This is a genomic window from Bradyrhizobium sp. 482_C4_N1_8, from assembly GCF_052075965.1.
GTDB classification, from domain to species: domain Bacteria; phylum Pseudomonadota; class Alphaproteobacteria; order Rhizobiales; family Xanthobacteraceae; genus Bradyrhizobium; species Bradyrhizobium barranii.
The window spans coordinates 7,765,057-7,781,345 of record NZ_CP197231.1 but is presented as its reverse complement, the minus strand read 5'-3'; the positions used below and the strand labels follow the sequence as shown (position 1 = coordinate 7,781,345).

At 64.9% G+C, this 16,289-nt stretch carries 14 protein-coding genes; 4 read left to right on the top strand and 10 right to left on the bottom strand.

The window, feature by feature from the left end:
• Positions 1-139: 139 nt before the first annotated feature.
• Genes AB7Z56_RS36840 through AB7Z56_RS36830 form a run of 3 tightly spaced genes read right to left on the bottom strand, consistent with a single transcriptional unit; the run spans position 140 to position 3,289 of the window.
• The gene (locus tag AB7Z56_RS36840) at positions 140-991 is read right to left on the bottom strand and encodes an FAS1-like dehydratase domain-containing protein (RefSeq protein ID WP_063985427.1); all 852 of its coding nucleotides are present in this window, start codon (positions 989-991) and stop codon (positions 140-142) included.
• Positions 992-1,006: 15 nt separating this feature from the next.
• A complete protein-coding gene (locus AB7Z56_RS36835; RefSeq protein ID WP_063985426.1) occupies positions 1,007-2,110 on the bottom strand; it encodes a CaiB/BaiF CoA transferase family protein in 1,104 nt (367 codons plus the stop codon).
• Positions 2,111-2,119: 9 nt separating this feature from the next.
• Positions 2,120-3,289 carry an acyl-CoA dehydrogenase family protein gene (locus tag AB7Z56_RS36830; protein WP_063985425.1) on the bottom strand — a complete coding sequence of 390 codons (1,170 nt, stop codon included), beginning with the start codon at positions 3,287-3,289 and terminating at the stop codon, positions 2,120-2,122.
• Positions 3,290-3,414: 125 nt separating this feature from the next.
• Between AB7Z56_RS36830 and AB7Z56_RS36825 the strand changes: the two genes are divergently transcribed.
• On the top strand, positions 3,415-4,335 hold the full coding sequence (locus tag AB7Z56_RS36825; protein WP_063985424.1) for a LysR substrate-binding domain-containing protein: 921 nt from the start codon (positions 3,415-3,417) through the stop codon (positions 4,333-4,335).
• A 234-nt stretch (positions 4,336-4,569) separates the two neighbouring features.
• Here AB7Z56_RS36825 and AB7Z56_RS36820 read toward each other — a convergent pair whose 3' ends face one another.
• Positions 4,570-5,844 (bottom strand): cytochrome P450, encoded by a 1,275-nt coding sequence (locus AB7Z56_RS36820; protein ID WP_063985423.1) that lies wholly within the window; start codon positions 5,842-5,844, stop codon positions 4,570-4,572.
• Positions 5,845-5,898: 54 nt separating this feature from the next.
• Positions 5,899-7,164, bottom strand: coding sequence for a cytochrome P450 (locus tag AB7Z56_RS36815; protein WP_063985422.1), 1,266 nt, complete (start codon positions 7,162-7,164; stop codon positions 5,899-5,901).
• Between the two features lie 390 nt (positions 7,165-7,554).
• On the opposite strand from AB7Z56_RS36815, the gene AB7Z56_RS36810 reads away from it, so the two are divergent.
• Positions 7,555-8,709, top strand: a complete 1,155-nt coding sequence (locus AB7Z56_RS36810; protein WP_063985421.1) for a YjgN family protein — start codon at positions 7,555-7,557, stop codon at positions 8,707-8,709.
• 3 nt (positions 8,710-8,712) lie between these two features.
• Complete coding sequence (locus AB7Z56_RS36805) at positions 8,713-9,825, top strand: M48 family metallopeptidase (protein ID WP_063985420.1); 1,113 nt, start codon at positions 8,713-8,715, stop codon at positions 9,823-9,825.
• A gap of 65 nt (positions 9,826-9,890) precedes the next feature.
• On the opposite strand, the gene upp is transcribed toward AB7Z56_RS36805, so the two are convergent.
• The 3 genes from upp to AB7Z56_RS36790 are packed head-to-tail and all read right to left on the bottom strand — an operon-like array spanning position 9,891 to position 13,080.
• A complete protein-coding gene (gene upp / locus AB7Z56_RS36800) occupies positions 9,891-10,520 on the bottom strand; it encodes a uracil phosphoribosyltransferase (RefSeq protein WP_014492299.1) in 630 nt (209 codons plus the stop codon).
• A 57-nt stretch (positions 10,521-10,577) separates the two neighbouring features.
• Positions 10,578-11,816, bottom strand: a complete 1,239-nt coding sequence (locus AB7Z56_RS36795; RefSeq protein WP_063985419.1) for a URC4/urg3 family protein — start codon at positions 11,814-11,816, stop codon at positions 10,578-10,580.
• Between the two features lie 7 nt (positions 11,817-11,823).
• The gene (locus tag AB7Z56_RS36790) at positions 11,824-13,080 is read right to left on the bottom strand and encodes a GTP cyclohydrolase II (RefSeq protein ID WP_014492301.1); all 1,257 of its coding nucleotides are present in this window, start codon (positions 13,078-13,080) and stop codon (positions 11,824-11,826) included.
• Positions 13,081-13,463: 383 nt separating this feature from the next.
• On the opposite strand from AB7Z56_RS36790, the gene AB7Z56_RS36785 reads away from it, so the two are divergent.
• Positions 13,464-14,591 (top strand): threonine synthase, encoded by a 1,128-nt coding sequence (locus tag AB7Z56_RS36785; RefSeq protein WP_063985418.1) that lies wholly within the window; start codon positions 13,464-13,466, stop codon positions 14,589-14,591.
• A gap of 49 nt (positions 14,592-14,640) precedes the next feature.
• Here the strand turns inward: AB7Z56_RS36785 and AB7Z56_RS36780 are convergent, their stop codons facing one another.
• Complete coding sequence (locus tag AB7Z56_RS36780; RefSeq protein ID WP_063985417.1) at positions 14,641-15,456, bottom strand: DUF2927 domain-containing protein; 816 nt, start codon at positions 15,454-15,456, stop codon at positions 14,641-14,643.
• Between the two features lie 84 nt (positions 15,457-15,540).
• Entirely contained in the window at positions 15,541-16,119 is a 579-nt protein-coding gene (locus AB7Z56_RS36775) for a L,D-transpeptidase (RefSeq protein ID WP_063985416.1), read from the bottom strand.
• Positions 16,120-16,289 lie beyond the last annotated feature (170 nt).

Sequence of the window (16,289 nt, the reverse complement as noted above, 5' to 3'; positions counted from 1 at the left end):
GTTTCCGTCCCCTGTAAATTCCTCATCCTGAGGAGCGCGGAACGCGCGTCTCGAAGGATGAAGGCCCGGCTGGTGGCCTCGCCCTTCGAGACGCGCGCGAAGGGGTGCGCTCCTCAGGGTGAGGGTCTAATAGCGGTGCCTACCACACCGCCGTGCCCTTCATCGTCGGCTGTCCCTCCGCATTCGCGGTCCACAGCTCCAGGCCCGTCTCGGTCTCGTTGGCGTTGATGGAGAACTCGGTGCCCTCGAACAGCGGCTGAAGGCCGCGATAGGTGAATTTCCTCGGCGCCTTGCCGTCGTGCAGTTTCGCCGCCATCTCCACGATCAGCGCCGCTTGCAGCGGGCCGTGGAAGATCAGGCCCGGGTAACCCTCGACCTTGGTGACGTAGTCACGGTCGTAATGGATGCGGTGGCCGTTGAAGGTCAGCGCGGAATAACGAAACAGCAGCACGGGATCGGACACATGCGTCTCGCGGTGCTGCGCCTTGGGCGGCGGGGGCGGGGCCCTGGCGCCGGCGGGCGCGCTGCTCGTCATCTCGCGATAGACGATGTCCTGCCGCTCGCGGATGGCAACGCCCCGCGGCGACGAGATGCTGTGTTCGACCGAGACGAAGCACAGCGTGCCGGTCGAGCCCGATTTCACCTGGACGTCGGCGATGCGCGAGGTCCGCGTCGATTCATCGCCGACGCGCAAGGGCTGCAGGAACTCGATCTCGCCGCCGGCCCACATCCGGCGTGGCAGCGGCACCGGCGGCAGGAAGCCGCCGCGGGTCGGATGGCCGTCGGGTCCCAGCATCGACATCGGAAACACCGGCTGCGCCAGGCACCAGTGTACCGTGAACGGCGCGGCGTCACCCTTTTTGGGCTCGCCGACCTCCTGGAACAGCGTCGCGCGCAGGCCCTTGACGAGCTGCGCGGTGACGATGTCGGTGGCCTCGGTGCTGCGGCCGATCCATTGCCGCAAGTGATCGATGTCGAGCTTCTCGGTCATGACGCCTCGCTCTTGTTATGACTTCTTGGCCGGCCGCTCGCCGATGCCCGGCACGGCGCCGTAGCTGCGGGTGTCGCCGACGATGATCGGCGCCGGCGCGGGATAGCTGACGCGCCCCTGCGGCGTGTCGACCTCGATGCGGCGCAGATGCGGATGATTGGTGAGGTCGGCCATGGTGTTGACCTCGGCAAAGGCGATGTCGGCGTCCGACAGCCGCTTCAGCAGCTCGTCGCGCGTCATCTTGCCGAAGATATCTGCGACCGTCGTGTCGGTGAAATCGCGATTGCGCACGCGCTCGACCATGTTGGCGACGCGCGGATCGGCCGGCAAATCGGGCTGGTCGAGCACCTTGACGCAGAGCGTCTTCCACTCGCGCTCGCTCTGGATCGAGATCAGGATGTCCTTGCCGTCCTTGGAGGTGAACACGCCGTAGGGCGCGATCGAGGGATGGCGCAGGCCCATGCGCTTGGGCGGATTGCCGGCTTCGGAATTGAGCAGCGGCACGGTGCACCAGTCGGCCATCACGTCGAACATGGAGATGCGGATGTCACAGCCCTTGCCGGTGCGCCCGCGCGCGATCAGCGCTTCCAGGATCGCCGCATGCGCGGTCGCGCCGGTCGCGACGTCGACGATCGACATGCCGACCCGCGAGGCGCCGTCAGGGTTGCCGGTGATCGAGGCAAGGCCGCTCTCGGCCTGGATCAGCAGGTCATAGGCCTTGCGGTGGGCGTAGGGACCTTCGTCGCCATAGCCGGTGATGGTGCACGAGATCAGCTTCGGATAGTCCTTCAGCAGCCGCTCGCGCGAAAAGCCGAGCTTGTCCATCGAGCCCGGCTTGAGGTTCTGGATCAGCACGTCCGCGCTCGCGATCAGCTTCTCGAGCTCGGCGCAGCCTTCCTTGGTGGCGAGATCGACCACCGCCGATTGCTTGCCGCGGTTGAGCCACACGAAATAGCTGCTCTGGCCCTTGGCCGCCGCGTCATAGCCGCGGGCGAAATCGCCCTCGGGCCGCTCGATCTTGATCACCTCTGCGCCGGCGTCTGCCAGCCGCGACGAGCAGAACGGCGCCGCGACCGCCTGCTCGACCGCAATCACCCTGATCCCGTCCAATGCTCCCATGATGCGACCTCAGTACGAGCGGGGCATGCCGAGCACGTGCTCGGCGACGTAGGACAGCACGAGGTTGGTCGAGATCGGCGCCACCTGATAGAGCCGCGTCTCCCGGAATTTGCGCTCGACGTCGTACTCCTCGGCGAAGCCGAAGCCGCCATGGGTCTGGATGCAGGCATTCGCTGCCTCCCAGGACGCATCGGCTGCCAGCATCTTGGCCATGTTGGCTTCGGCGCCGCAGTCGAGCCCGGCTTCATATTTGCGCGTGGCTTCCTTCACCATCAGCTCGGCCGCGCGCATCGAGGCGTAGGCCTTGGCGATCGGGAACTGAATGCCTTGATTCTGGCCGATCGGCCGGCCGAACACCGCGCGCTCCTTGGCGTAGTTCGTGGCCTTGGCAATGAACCATTTGGCGTCGCCGACGCATTCGGCCGCGATCAAAATGCGCTCGGCATTCATGCCGGAGAGGATGTAGCGGAACCCCTTGCCTTCCTCGCCGATCAGATTCTCCGCCGGCACCTTCATGTCGGTAAAGAACACTTCGGTGGTGGCGTGGTTCATCATGGTGCGGATCGGGCGGATCTCGAGGCCGTTGTTCTTGGCCTCGCGCATATCGACGATGAAGACCGAGAGACCATCGGTGCGCTTCTTGCTCTGCTCCTTCGGCGTGGTGCGCGCCAGCAGCACCATCAGGTCGGAATGCTCGGCCCGGCTCGTCCAGATCTTCTGGCCGTTGACGATGTAGCTGTCGTTGCCTTCCTTGCGCGCAAACGTCTTCAGCGAGGAGGTGTCGGTGCCGCTGGTCGGCTCGGTAACGCCGAACGCCTGAAGCCGCAATTCGCCGCTGGCGATCTTCGGCAGGTACTTCGCCTTCTGCTCGTCATTGCCGTGCCGCAGCACGGTGCCCATCGTGTACATCTGGGCGTGACAGCCACCGCCGTTGCAGCCGGCGCGTTGGATCTCTTCGAGAATCGCAGCCGCGGCGGAAAGCTTCAGGCCCGCGCCGCCATATTCCTCGGGGATCAGCACCGAGAGATAGCCGGCCTGCGTCAGCGCGTCGACGAAGGCCTTGGGATAGGCCATCTCGCGATCGAGCTTGCGCCAGTATTCGCCGGGAAACTGCGCGCAGAGTTTTGCGACGGCTTCGCGGATGTCGGCGTGATCTTCGGTGTGGTGTTCTTCACTCATGGCGTTTCCCGTATCTAGCGGCAGTCAAGATAACGCCGGCCGACCCTCTGGCGTTGTGAAAACATCGCCAGCCCCCTATGCTCATTTGCTATAGCGTATGAAGTAGCCTTCGAGGATTGGCAAGCATGGATTTCCGGCAGCTCAGGACCTTCAGTTGCGTGGCGGAGCTCGGCAGCCTCTCCAAGGCGTCCGACACGTTGCGCGTGGCGCAGCCGGCGCTGAGCCGGCAGATCAAGCTGCTGGAACATGAGCTGCGCACCGAATTGTTCACCCGCAACGGCCGCGGCATGGTGCTGACGGAAGCCGGCCGTCTCCTGCTGGCACGCACCTCCGGCATCGTGCGGCAGATCGACCAGATCCGCGACGACATCCAGTCGACCAAGGGGCCGCCGTCCGGCCAGGTCGTGCTCGGCCTGGTTCCGACCGTGAGCTGCGTGCTGTCGGCGCGCTTTGCGCGCCGCTGCGTCGAAAAATTTCCCGGCATCTCGCTGCGCATCGTCGAGAGCTACAGCGGCCATCTCGTCGAATGGCTGCATCGCGGCGAGATGGATCTGGCCATCCTCTACGGCCGCTCCGCCGATCTGCATCTCAACGTGGAGAGCCTCGGCCGCGACAATATCGTCGCGGTTGGCCCGCGCGGCTGCGGCCTCGCGCGCAAGAAGAGCGTCGATGTCGGCTGGCTGCTGCGCCAGCGGCTGGTGCTGCCCAGTCATTCCCACGGTCTCCGCGCGCTGATCGAGCACGCCGCCGCCCAGCGCAAGATCAAGCTCAACGTCCAGCTCGAGGCGGATTCGTTCCGCGTGTTGACGAGCCTCGTCGAGGAAGGCCTCGGCTTCGCGCTGCTGCCGCCCTCGTCGGTCCACGGCGAGGTCGCCGACGGACGGCTGGAGACCGCGCCCGTATCCAAGCCGATGACGCGCGAGCTCATTTTCGCCTCTCCGATCGACCGTCCGGCCTCAACGGCGTCGCTCGCCATCACGACGCTTCTGCGCGAGGAAGTCGCTGCCTGCCGCAAGGAAGGCCTGTGGGACATCAAGTTGAGTTAGATGCACGCGTGTCCTAGAACAGCCGCGCGCCAACTTGGCTTCGCATCTGGCGCGACCTGTCATGCCGGAATTTTATAGCTGGGCTGGACGATGCGTGAGCGTGCGCTCCCAGCCTCACCCTCAGTGTCATCGCCCGCGAAGGCGGGCGATCCAGTATTCCAGAGGCTGCAGTGCTCGAGCCGAGAGGCCGCGGCGTACTGGATGCCCCGCCTTCGCGGGGCATGACAGTGGGGCCTACCCCGGAATCCTCACCGGCAGCGACTCATAGCCCTTGATGAAGCTCGAATAGATCCGTTTGGGCTCGCCGACCACCTCGATGCGGTCGAAGCGCTTCAGCATCTCCTCCCAGACGATCCGAAGCTGCAGCTCGGCCAGCCGCATGCCGACGCAGCGGTGGATGCCGAAGCCGAAGGAGAGGTGGGTGCGCGGGCGGGGGCGGTCGATGATGAAGTCGTTCGGCTTCTCGAACATCTCCTCGTCGCGGTTGCCCGAGACGTACCACATCACGACGCGGTCGCCCTTCTTGATATGCTTGCCGCCGATTTCGGTGTCGGCAAGCGCGGTACGCCGCATATGCGCCAGCGGCGTCTGCCAGCGGATCACCTCGGGCACCATGGAGTCGATCAGCTCCGGATTGGCGCGCAGCTTGTCGAACTGGTCCGGGTTCTCGCTCAGCGCCAGCACCGAGCCGCTCATGGTGTTGCGCGTCGTGTCGTTGCCGCCGACGATGAGCAGGATGATGTTGCCCATGAGATTGTCGGGGTCCATGAAGCGCGTCGCGTCGTTATGCGCCATCAGCGACAGCAAATCGTTGCGCGGCGCGGAGTTGACGCGTTCGTTCCAGAGCTTGGACATGTAGGCGTAGCACTCGTCCATCTCGCGGCGGCGCTCTTCGGCCGAGGCGACGATGCCGCTCTTGGGCAGCGCGGTCGCGACATCAGACCAGCGCGTCAGCTTGCGGCGTTCTTCCCAGGGGAAGTCGAACAGGGTCGCCAGCATCTGCGTCGTCAGCTCGATCGAGACGCGTTCGACGAAATTGAAGGTCTCGTTGCGGGGCAGATTGTCGAGCACGGTCTGCGAGCGCTGGCGGATCAGTTTTGCCAGCTCGTCCAGATGCGTCGGCGTGAACATCGGCGACACCGTCTTGCGCTGCGCCGAGTGCTGCGGCTGGTCCATCGCGATGAAGCTCGGCCAGTCATAGCCCTGCGGCACGTCGCGGATCCCGATGCCGCCGAGCGTCGAGTCCGAGGAGAAGATGCCGTGACTGGTGTCGACATGCATGATGTCGTTGTACTTCACCACCGACCAGTACGGCTCGATCGGCGCATTGGTGCAGTAATGCACTGGCTCTTCCTTGCGCAACCGCTCGAACCACGGCCACAAGGTGTCGTCCTGGAACAGCCGGGGTGCGCCGGGGTGGAATTGCGCCAGCGGCGTCGCATAGGCCTCCTCGCGGGCCCTGCGCATGCGTTCGGCGTTGTCGGTTTTGACCGGAGTCTGGATGTTCATGGTAGTAGCTCCAGTGTTTCTCTTTCTCCCCGCAAGCGGGGAGAGGGAGTGATCTCACGCCGTAATCTTCACCGGCAAGGTTTCAAGTCCCTTTACGAAACTCGAATAGACCCGCTTGGGTTCGCCGACCACGTCGATATGGTCGAAGCGCTTGAGGATCTCTTCCCAGATAATCTTGAGCTGAAGTTCGGCAAGCCGCAAGCCGACGCAACGGTGAATGCCGAAGCCGAAGGACAGATGCGTGCGCGGGCGGGCGCGGTCGATGATGAAATCGTAGGGCTTTTCGATCGCTTCCTCGTCGCGGTTGCCCGAGACGTACCACATCACGACCTTGTCACCTTGCTTGATCTGCTTGCCGCGGAACTCGAAGTCGGCAAGCGCGGTGCGGCGCATATGCGCCAGCGGCGTCTGCCAGCGGATCACCTCCGGCACGAAACTGTCGAGCAGGCCGGGGTTCTCGCGCAGCTTGCGATACTGCTCCGGATGCTGGCTCAGCGCGTAGATCGATCCCGACATCGTGTTGCGGGTGGTGTCGTTGCCGCCGACGATCAAAAGGATGAGATTGCCGAGGAAGTTTTTTGCATCCATGTCGCGCGTCGCGGCGCCATGCGCCATCATCGAGAGCAGGTCGCTCTTCGGCGGCTGCTCGATACGCTCCTTCCACAGCCGCGCGAAATAGCCCGCGCATTCCGTCAGCTCTGCCTGCCGTTCGTCTTCGGTGGCGACGAGGCCGTCCGGCCCGGGAATGGTGGTGGCGATGTCAGACCAGCGCGTCAGCTTGCGGCGGTCCTCCCAGGGAAAGTCGAACAGCACCGCGAGCATCTGCGTGGTGAGCTCGATCGAGACCTTGTCGACCCAGTCGAACACCTGGCCCACGGGCAGATTGTCGAGGCACTCGGCGGAGCGCTCGCGGATGCTGAGCGCGAGATTGTCCAGATGCGTCGGTGTGAACATCGGCGCCACGGTCTTGCGCTGCGCCGCGTGGCGCGGCGGATCCATCGAGATGAAACTCTCGCGGCGCAGATCCGGGTCGATGTCGCGGATGGTGATGCCGCCGAGCGCAGAGGCCGAGGAGAACACCGAATGGTTGGTCTCGATCTCCATGATGTCGTTGTAGCGCGTCACCGACCAGTACGGCCCGAACATCGAGTCCTTGCAATAGTGCACGGGATCTTCGCGGCGCAGCCGATCGAAATACGGCCAGAACGTATCGGTCCTGAACAACTCGGGATCGCCCGGATCGAACTGCTCCAGCGGCAGTGACGTGGCGCGCGCGCGTAGCTCGTCGAGCTTCGCCGCGCTCTCGATGGTCCCATGCATGACCGCTTTCCCTGACATGAACCGCGCGTTCTCGTTGAATTCTGCGCTGCGGTATTTGATTTGCAATTACAGCCGGTTGTCTGCGTCGGAGCAAGGGAGACTTTTGCCACATCCAACCTTTGCGAGAGGTGGCTAGATGCGTAGCCCGGATGGAGCGGAGCGAAATCCGGGATTCGGGCCTCCATTGGCGCTGTCCCGGATTACGCTCCGCTCCATCCGGGCTACGGATCAGCAACCGTCACGCAGATGTGTCAACGTGATCTCCCGCACCCCCGCGCCTGCGGAATCATGCGAGAAATCGAGGTAAATCGAACCCAGCCATCTTGGGGATCGACCAAATCTCTGATCTATAGTTTGACCGTATCAGGTCCGCACCCCGAGGTTGCCGCCGTGAACGACATGCAATGGGCCCCCATCGGGTCCGAACCCTTACCCCCGCCGCTGCCGCCCACGCGGGTCGACTTCACCGGCAACCGCTCCGAGTTCCGCAAAATGGTCACCAAGGGTGCCATGCTTGAGCTCGTCACCTTCGGCTTCTACCGGTTCTGGCTGGTCACCGACATCCGCCGTCATTTGTGGACGAACACCGCGGTCGACGGCGATGCCGCCGAATACACCGGCCGGGCCAAGGAGCTGCTGGTCGGCTTCCTGTTCGCGCTCGCGATCCTGGTGCCGATCTACCTCGCTTATTTTCTCATCGGCATCGAGTTCGAGCGCTGGCAGGGCTTTGCCTCGACGCCGCTGTTCATCAGCTTCTATGCCTTCGGCCAGTTCGCGATTTTTCGCGCGCGGCGCTATCGCCTGACGCGCACGGTCTGGCGCGGCGTCCGGTTCTGGATGGACGGTTCGGGCTGGGCCTATTCGTTCCGCGCCATGGCGTGGGGCCTGCTGGTGTTCCTCACCCTCGGCCTGGCGCTGCCCTGGCGCGAGGCGTCGCTCGAACGCTACAAGATGCGGCACACCCATTACGGCGATCTCCCCGGCGATTTCGAAGGCGACGGCTGGACCTTCTTCAAGCGCGGCTGGTGGCTGTGGCTCTTGAGCCCGATCGCGCTCGTGATCTTCCCGCTCGCCCCGTTCTTCTATGCCGAGTTCAAGGCGCGTGAATGGCGCTGGTGGCTCGACGGCATCCGCATCGGCGGTGTCAGCCTGTCCTCGGAGTTGCCGCACAACGCGTTCTACGGCCTGTACTGGAAAGTGATCGGCTGGTGGATGCTGCTTTCGACCATTTTCGCCGCCTATATGGGCGGCGGTGCCTTGCTCGTCGTCCAGCTGAGTGGCGTTCCGGCTGATCAGGTCTTCGGCCCCGGAAATGCCGGCAAGAGCATCCCGATGCTGGTCATGATGGTCATCGGCTATTTCGCCGTGGCGCTAGCGATCAACATCGTCATGCGGGTCTATCTGCAGCGCGATCTCTGGGCCAAGGTGCTGGAAACCGTCGAGGTGCATAACATCGGGGCCGCGGCGGATGTACGCGGCAGCGGTGAGCTTGCCAGCGCGCTCGGCGAAGGCTTTGCCGATGGGCTCGATGTCGCGGGATTCTGATCTGTGAGTGAGTTGTCCACCGAGGTTCCGGCGCAGTCCGCCAAGCCGACGATCTTCTTCGACGGCGTGTCGAGCCGCAGGCGGGAGGTGTCGCTGGCGCTCGGTGACGCGCTCGACATCGTCGAGGAGGGCGGAGCGCCGGTTCGCTGGACCTATGCCGACATTCGCCGCGCCGACAGTCCGGCCGGGATATTGCGCCTGGCCTCGACATCCGCGCCGCCGCTGGCGCGGCTTGAAATTCGCGACGCCGCGCTCGCCGCCGACGTGACCGCCCGCTGCATGCGTCTCGACGAGCACCAGACCTCGCGCCGCGGTGTCGCAAAGATCGTCGGCTGGTCGGTGGCCGCCGCCGTCTCCATCGTTTGCGTCGTGCTGTTCGGTGTGCCGCTCGCTGCCGACCGGCTCGCGCCGCTGGTGCCCAAGCCGATCGAACGGCGCATCGGCGACGCCTCCGAAGTCCAGGTGAAAACCATCTTCGGCCGCAAAGCATGCGAAGACCCCGCGGGCAAGGCCGCGTTCACAAAACTGGTCAATCGTCTGCGCGATGCCGCCGGCCTCGACGACGATTCCATGACGGCCGGCGTGCTGCCGACCTCGGTGCCGAACGCATTCGCGCTGCCTGGCGGCAAGGTGTACGTGCTGAGGGGCCTGGTCGACAAGGCCGAAAACCCCGACGAGCTCGCCGGCATCCTTGCCCATGAGCTCGGCCATCTCAAGCATTACGACAACATGCGCGGGCTGATCTACAACGGCGGCACCTCGTTCCTGATCGGCCTGTTGTTCGGCGACGTCACCGGCTCGAGCGCTGTGATCTTTGCCTCGCGCAGCGTGGTCGAAGCCTCCTATTCGCGCGAGGCCGAGACCGCCGCGGATACGTTCGCGATCGAGATCATGCACAAGCTCGGCCGCTCGCCGAAACCCGCGGCCGAATTGATGTTCCGCATCACCGGCAAGGAAGGCGGCTCCGGCCTCACCACGATCCTGGCGAGCCACCCGCTCACCGAAGACCGCCTCGCGCGCATGACGAAGGAAGATCGTCCCGCCAGCGGCCCGCCGCTGCTGACGGACAAGGAATGGCAGTCGCTCAAGCTGATTTGCGGCAGCGGGAAGATCTAGAGCGTTTTCGAGCGAAGTGGCGACCGGTTCGCGTGAAGAAAACGCGTCAAAAAAGAGCTCCGCGCCTACCGCGTCCCGTAAGCGCGGTCGCCGGCATCGCCGAGGCCCGGCAGGATAAAGCCGTTCTCGTCGAGACCTTCGTCCACCGCAGCCGTCCAGATCGGAACGTCGGGATGCAGTCCGCGCAGCCGTTCGAGCCCTTCAGGGGCCGCGATCAGGCAGGCGAGGCGGATGTCCCTGGCGCCGCGCTCCTTTAGTCGGTCGATCGCGGCGACGGCCGTGTTGGCGGTGGCGACCACCGGGGTCACCACGATCGCCAGGCGCTCGCTGAGATCGGACGGCGATTTGAAGAAATATTCGACCGCGGCAAAACTGTGCGGCTCGCGGTAGAGGCCGATATGGGCGACGCGCGCGGTCGGTACCAGATCCATCATGCCGTCGACGAAGGTCGTGCCGGCGCGCAGCATCGGCACGAACACCAGCTTCTTGCCGGCGATCTTGGCCGAATGCATCGTCGCCAGCGGCGTCTCGATGACGGTATCGGCGAGCGGCAGATCCCGCGTGATCTCGTAGCACAGCAGCATGCCGATCTCCTTGATCAGCTCGCGGAAGGACTTGGTCGAGATGGATTTGTCCCGCACCAGCGTCAGCTTGTGCTGCACCAGCGGATGATCGACGATCGTGACGCCTTCCATGATGGGATGCTCCTGAAATTCATCGATACGCAATGGATTACGCTGCGGACGAATGGATTAAAAAACCGTGCCGTCGCTGATCACCTTGAGCGGCGGTGCGCCGTCGGGTCGGCGCGCGAAGGCGATAGCGCGGCCGGCAGCCCAGCTGCCACCTTCGAGAATGCTCGCGAGGGGCAGGGTCTCGGGCTTGCGGCCGAGCCTGGCGCGGATGCTGCCCGCAAGCCGGTCGAGCAGCGCAACGGTGAGCGCGCGCCATTCTACGACGAGCAGGGAATCCACAGCATGCGCGCGCTCGGCATCGCCGGGATCGCGCAGGCGCAGTACCTCGTGATCGACGAACAGGCCGCCATTGCGGTATTCGGCTAGTCCGGTGAGGCCGTCGATGTCGGTGACGTCAAAGCCGGCGCGCTGTAGCGGTTCGATTAGCGAATAGCTCAGCCATTGCGACAGCTTGTGCAGGGGCACGAGGCCTGCCGTTCCGTCGTCCGTCTCGATCGCCGGATGACGCCAGCAATCACCGAGCGGAATCCCGGCAAGCTCGAGCCGTGACGGCCAGATCGGTCCAAGCTGGTTCAGCACTGCGGACAGGATGGCGGGCGCGGCGACCGCGCCGCCCACAGCCTGCGCCGCGATGTGATCGAACAGGCCGCCTGGCCGCGGCGTATCGTGCAGGCCGAAAATGTCCGCGCGCTCGGCAACCAGCTTGCCAAGGCGTCGCAGCAGATCAGTGCGTCCGTCGAGACTGAGCAGCGGATTGGCATCGCTCACCTGAAAGGCCGAGGTGAGGGAGGCCAAGGGCAGTTTCGCCAGCACGTCTGCATCGGCCCTGAACGGCGCACGCGCATCGCCGGAGAACAGGCCGGCTGCAAACATGTCGAGGCTTGCGATGGCAAGCCCCTCCGATCGGCCGATACTTTCGCCGGTCACGGCATCGCGATAGCGCCACGTGGCTCCCGCGCCTGCGTCGAGCAGCACGCTGACGATGGCGAGGTCGAACTCCGCGCGCGCACGTGCCGCGCGATCCGGCCACGATACTTTGTCGGCAAGCCCCGCCCAGCGATCGACGCCGCCGAGCACGAAATGCCGCCAGCGGGCATGGAAGGGGATATCCAGCGTCGGATAGGCTTTGCGCGTGACCGCGACCACGGCATCCGCAACGCCATCCATCCGATCGAGATCGATCGTGAAATGATTGAGCCCGCCGGCAAGGCCGATCTCGAGCATTTTGCCGGCACGCGCACGAACAGCTCCTGCGCTGAGCAGGGAGCGGGCCTGTTGTTCCAAAGCCTCCGCCATCGCGCGATCAGTACTTTTCCAGCGAGCGCCCGACCACGCCGTTCACATCCTTCTCCGGCGCGATGTCGGTCGAGTAATAGCCGGCGGCCTTCTTCGCGGCGATCTCGACATAGGCGTCGGCCGGGATCAGCTCCGGCGGGATCGGCACGCGCTCGACGATGTCGATGCCCTGCGAGGTCAGTGCGTCATGCTTCATGTCGCTCATCGACAGGAAACGGTCGATGCGCTTCAGGCCGAGCCAGTGAATGGTATCCGGCATCAATTGCTGGAAGCGCGCGTCCTGGACGCCGGCAACGCATTCGGTGCGCTCGAAATAGGCGGCCGCCGCGTCGCCGTCCTCCTGGCGCTTGCGCGCATTGTAGACCAGGAATTTGGTGACCTCGCCGAGCGCGCGGCCTTCCTTGCGGTTGTAGATGACGAGCCCTAGCCCGCCCTCCTGCGCGCCGCGCGCGGATTCCTCGATGCCGTGGATCAGATACGGACGGCAGGTGCAGATGTCGGAGCCGAACACGTCGGAGCCGTTGCACTCGTCATGCACGCGGCAGGTGATCTTGGTGCGGTGGTCCGGCAGTTTTGTCACATCGCCGAACATGTAGACGGTGGTGCCGCCGATCGGCGGCAGGAATACCTTCATGTCCGGCCGCGTCACGAGCTCGGGGAACATGCCGGCGGTCTGCTCGAACAGCGTGCGCCGCAGCTCGGTCTCGCCGGTGCCGAAGCGCGTCGCAAGGCCCGGCAGGTACCAGACCGGGTCGATCGCGATCTTCACCACCGACACGCTGCCATTGGCGTGCACGACCTCGCCGTCGGCGCGCAGCCGTTTTGCGGCGAGCGCCTCGCGGATCTCCGGCAGGTCGAGCCGCGCGCGCGTCACCGCGATGCTTGGACGGATGTCGACGCCCTCGGCGATGTCCTTGCCGAAATTCTCCGCGACGAGATGCCCCCAGGGATCGAGCGCGACGATCTTGTCGGGATCGCGCCATTGCTCGAACGGTCCGATGGTCGCGGCCGGAAAGGTGTTGGTGAGGTCGGGCCGGCGGATCGGATCGAGCGCGCCTGCGGACACCGCGAGCGCCCGGTACATCGCGTAGGAGCCGCCATGGCTGCCGATCACGTTGCGATCCCCAGCGCGCGACACCGTGCCGATGATCGGCCCCCGGGCGCGCGCGTCGGCTGCGCCCCAGTGAATCGGAAACGCGGCCTTTTTGCCCGGCTCCGGGTGGGAGGTCAGGCGGATGTGATCGGTACGGTTCGCGCGGCTCATGTCCAGGCTCCCAAAAAGCCGACGGCCCGCCGCTCGGACGGGCCTGGCTCACCTGCGTTGCCGGTGCCGAACACCGGCGATGCAAGCTCAATCCAACATATTGTAGCGGCTGGCGACGACAGACAAGTTAATGGTACCGCGCCGGGCAGGCGATCATGGCCAAATTCCCGTCATCGACGGGCCGGTCGGGCTCGCCTGGATGCCGCGCCTTCGCCCCGGCCGAACCCTGCTATTCGATCCGCGCGATAGGTCTAAGGATTTGAAATAGTTTTATTTTTTATGTTTTCAAGAGGGTGTCCTGCAAGTTGCGCCACCGCGGTGCCTTGGGCTGGACCGGACCCACATAATCGGACAAATAGGTCGCCTCTCGCTTGGAGACTGCCATGCCCACCGCCAGCTACATCGACCCCCGCAACGGACAGCTCTATCCGCTGGACCAGCCGCGCTGGTGCTCGGATGAGCGCACGCCGCTGCTGGTGACGCCGGGACCAGGCATATCGCGCGCGGACATTGACGGCGCCACGCGCTCGCTCTGGCGCTACCGGGCGGCGCTGCCGGTCGAGATCAAGAAGCCGATCACGCTCGGCGAAGGCTGCACACCGCTGGTCCAGCAGGACTGGGGTGATTTGCGTCCGTTCTTCAAGCTCGAATGGTTCAACCCGACCGGCAGCTTCAAGGACCGGGGCTCTTCGGTGATGCTGTCGTTCCTGCGGCAGATCGGCGTCGACGCGATACTGGAGGATTCTTCGGGCAATGGCGGCTCGTCGATGGCGGGGTTGGGTGCCGCCGGCGGCATGCGCGTGAAGATCCTGGCGCCGGCCTCGACGTCGCCGGCCAAGATCGCGCAGGTGCGCGCCTATGGCGCGACGGTTCAGCTCGTCGAGGGCCCGCGCGAGGAGTCGGAAGCCGAAGCCATCCGCCAGTCGAGCCAGACCTTCTATGCCAGCCACAACTGGCAGCCGTTCTTCCTCGAAGGCACCAAGTCGCTCGCCTATGAAATCTGGGAAGACCTCGGTTTTCGCGCACCCGACAACGTCATCGTTCCCGTTGGCGCAGGCAGCAGCCTCCTCGGTTGCGCCTTCGGCTTCCGCGAGCTGCTGAAAGCCGGGCAGATCGCGAAGCTGCCGCGCCTGTTCGCGGCGCAGCCGCTGAACTGCTCGCCGATCGATGCCAGCTTCAAGGCGGGTGTCGACACGCCGGTCGCCCGCGAGGTGAACAAGACCGTCGCCGAAGGCACCGCCATCAAGAATCCGCTGCGCCTGCGCGAGATCATCGGGAGCTTGCGCGAGAGCGGCGGCGGCACCGTTGCGCTGACCGAGGACGAGATCGTCGCCGCGTTGCGGCGTCTTGCGCGGCAGGGATTGTTTGCCGAACCGACCAGCGCCAGCGCGGCCGCTGCGCTTGAGAAACTCTCCGGCGCCGGATCGATCAAGGCGAACGAGACCACGGTCGCGGTCCTCACCGGCACCGGCCTGAAAGCCGCGACCACCGTCGCCGATCTCGTGCAGTAGGGGCGGAGGAGGCGCGCCGCTTACCCTCCAGGGGAGGGTAAGCAGTACCTCACTCCTTCAAATCATTCACGCGCTTCACCCAGGCGCGCACATCGGCGAGCACTTGGGGCAGCACCGCCCTGACCTCCTGCACGGTCATGCCGGCCTTGATGCGGGGATCGTAGAGCAGGTTGAGGATGTACTGGTCGTAGACGTCGAAATAGCCCATCGACACATTGTCGTTGAACATGGTCCACGGCACGCTCGCGGTGTCGTTGATTGGGCCGAGCGATTGCAGCAGTTCCTCATAGGCGCAGTCGAGGAAGGTGAAATCGCCGTTGTCGACGGTGAGGATCACGTCGGAATGCTCGATCTCGAAATTGTCGTTCTTGCGGAAGCCGGACAGGCATTGCGGATCGAGCGAGGTGCGGATCTCGCGCGCCTTCTCCGCGCCGTAGAAGCTGGAAATCGTCCGAAACAGGTCGCGGTCGCGAACCAGCTTCACCCGCACGTTCGCGGCTTCGCTGGTGTCGATCATGGCGATGTCGAGATGCTGCACGCGCCTGCCGATGTCGGCCACGACCTTGGCGAGCTGCGTCTTGCGGTCGGCGCGCTCGCTCTCGGCGTAGACGCGCACCGGCCCGTCGAATTTCCGGATGCGGTCGACGCGGCCGGCGAGGTGGTATTCGGCGCCGAACGCCGTCTTCAGAAAGCCTTCGACGATCTCGCCGTCGGTGAAGCTCTTCTTCTCGGCGCGCTGGCGCGAGGCGATCGCGGGCAATTCGCCCGCGACGGCGATGGTAGCGGTGTCAGGGGCGAACGCGAAAGTGGCGAGCGCCAGCAGGGCGATGCGAAAGCCTGACGAAGGCGGGGCCAATGCGCTCATTGCGTCCCGACGCTGCCGTATTCGGCAGCGACGCACAAGACCGCATATTCACGCGCCCTGCGGGTTCCCGCAGTTCGCCGACGGCTAGTTGTTGAGCACGACCACCTTGGTGCCGACCGAGACGCGGCTGTAGAGATCGCTGACGTCCTCGTTGGTCATGCGGAAGCAGCCCGAGGACACGGCCTGGCCGATCGTCTCCGGCTCGTTGGAGCCGTGGATGCGGTAGAGCGTCGAGCCCAGATACATCGCGCGCGCGCCGAGCGGATTCTCGATGCCGCCCTTCATGTGGCGCGGCAGGTCGGGCCGGCGGGCCAGCATCTGCGACGGCGGCGTCCAGTCCGGCCATTCCTTCTTGGCGGTGATCCTGTGCACTCCGCCCCAGCGGAAGCCGTCGCGGCCGACGCCGATGCCGTAGCGCAGCGCCTGGCCGTTCTGGAGCACCAGATACAGGCGGCGCTCGCTCGTGTTCACCACGATCGTGCCGGGGGCGTAATTGCCGTTGTACATGATGGTGGTGCGGGGGATCGGGCTAGAGCCGCCGCGGAAGAAGCTCGGGCCGAAGCCCATGATCTCGCGCGAGTCGAACCCCTCGGCGAATGCGCCGCCGGCGGTGGCCGACAGCAGTGCGATGGCGGCAATCGGCGCGGCAAAAAATCGGATCATTGTTTCCCCCAGCAAAAAAATCGGATTCAACTGAAGTTACAGGCCATATTTGCGGGCTTTTCGCAAGCCACGGCCCCGTGAGGGAGATCATCCTTAACGTTTGGCGTTACCAAACCGGCAACCACGCTAATTTGCCTGAAAGCATTAGCCAAACAAGCGCATCGTCGCGC

What these genes read in the sequence shown, in the direction of transcription:
- AB7Z56_RS36840 (WP_063985427.1), bottom strand. Translation starts at nt 991, where the DNA reads ATGACCGAGAAGCTCGACATCGATCACTTGCGGCAATGGATCGGCCGC.
- AB7Z56_RS36835 (WP_063985426.1), bottom strand. Translation starts at nt 2,110, where the DNA reads ATGGGAGCATTGGACGGGATCAGGGTGATTGCGGTCGAGCAGGCGGTC.
- AB7Z56_RS36830 (WP_063985425.1), bottom strand. Translation starts at nt 3,289, where the DNA reads ATGAGTGAAGAACACCACACCGAAGATCACGCCGACATCCGCGAAGCC.
- AB7Z56_RS36825 (WP_063985424.1), top strand. Translation starts at nt 3,415, where the DNA reads ATGGATTTCCGGCAGCTCAGGACCTTCAGTTGCGTGGCGGAGCTCGGC.
- AB7Z56_RS36820 (WP_063985423.1), bottom strand. Translation starts at nt 5,844, where the DNA reads ATGAACATCCAGACTCCGGTCAAAACCGACAACGCCGAACGCATGCGC.
- AB7Z56_RS36815 (WP_063985422.1), bottom strand. Translation starts at nt 7,164, where the DNA reads ATGCATGGGACCATCGAGAGCGCGGCGAAGCTCGACGAGCTACGCGCG.
- upp (WP_014492299.1), bottom strand. Translation starts at nt 10,520, where the DNA reads ATGGAAGGCGTCACGATCGTCGATCATCCGCTGGTGCAGCACAAGCTG.
- AB7Z56_RS36795 (WP_063985419.1), bottom strand. Translation starts at nt 11,816, where the DNA reads ATGGCGGAGGCTTTGGAACAACAGGCCCGCTCCCTGCTCAGCGCAGGA.
- AB7Z56_RS36790 (WP_014492301.1), bottom strand. Translation starts at nt 13,080, where the DNA reads ATGAGCCGCGCGAACCGTACCGATCACATCCGCCTGACCTCCCACCCG.
- AB7Z56_RS36785 (WP_063985418.1), top strand. Translation starts at nt 13,464, where the DNA reads ATGCCCACCGCCAGCTACATCGACCCCCGCAACGGACAGCTCTATCCG.
- AB7Z56_RS36780 (WP_063985417.1), bottom strand. Translation starts at nt 15,456, where the DNA reads ATGAGCGCATTGGCCCCGCCTTCGTCAGGCTTTCGCATCGCCCTGCTG.
- AB7Z56_RS36775 (WP_063985416.1), bottom strand. Translation starts at nt 16,119, where the DNA reads ATGATCCGATTTTTTGCCGCGCCGATTGCCGCCATCGCACTGCTGTCG.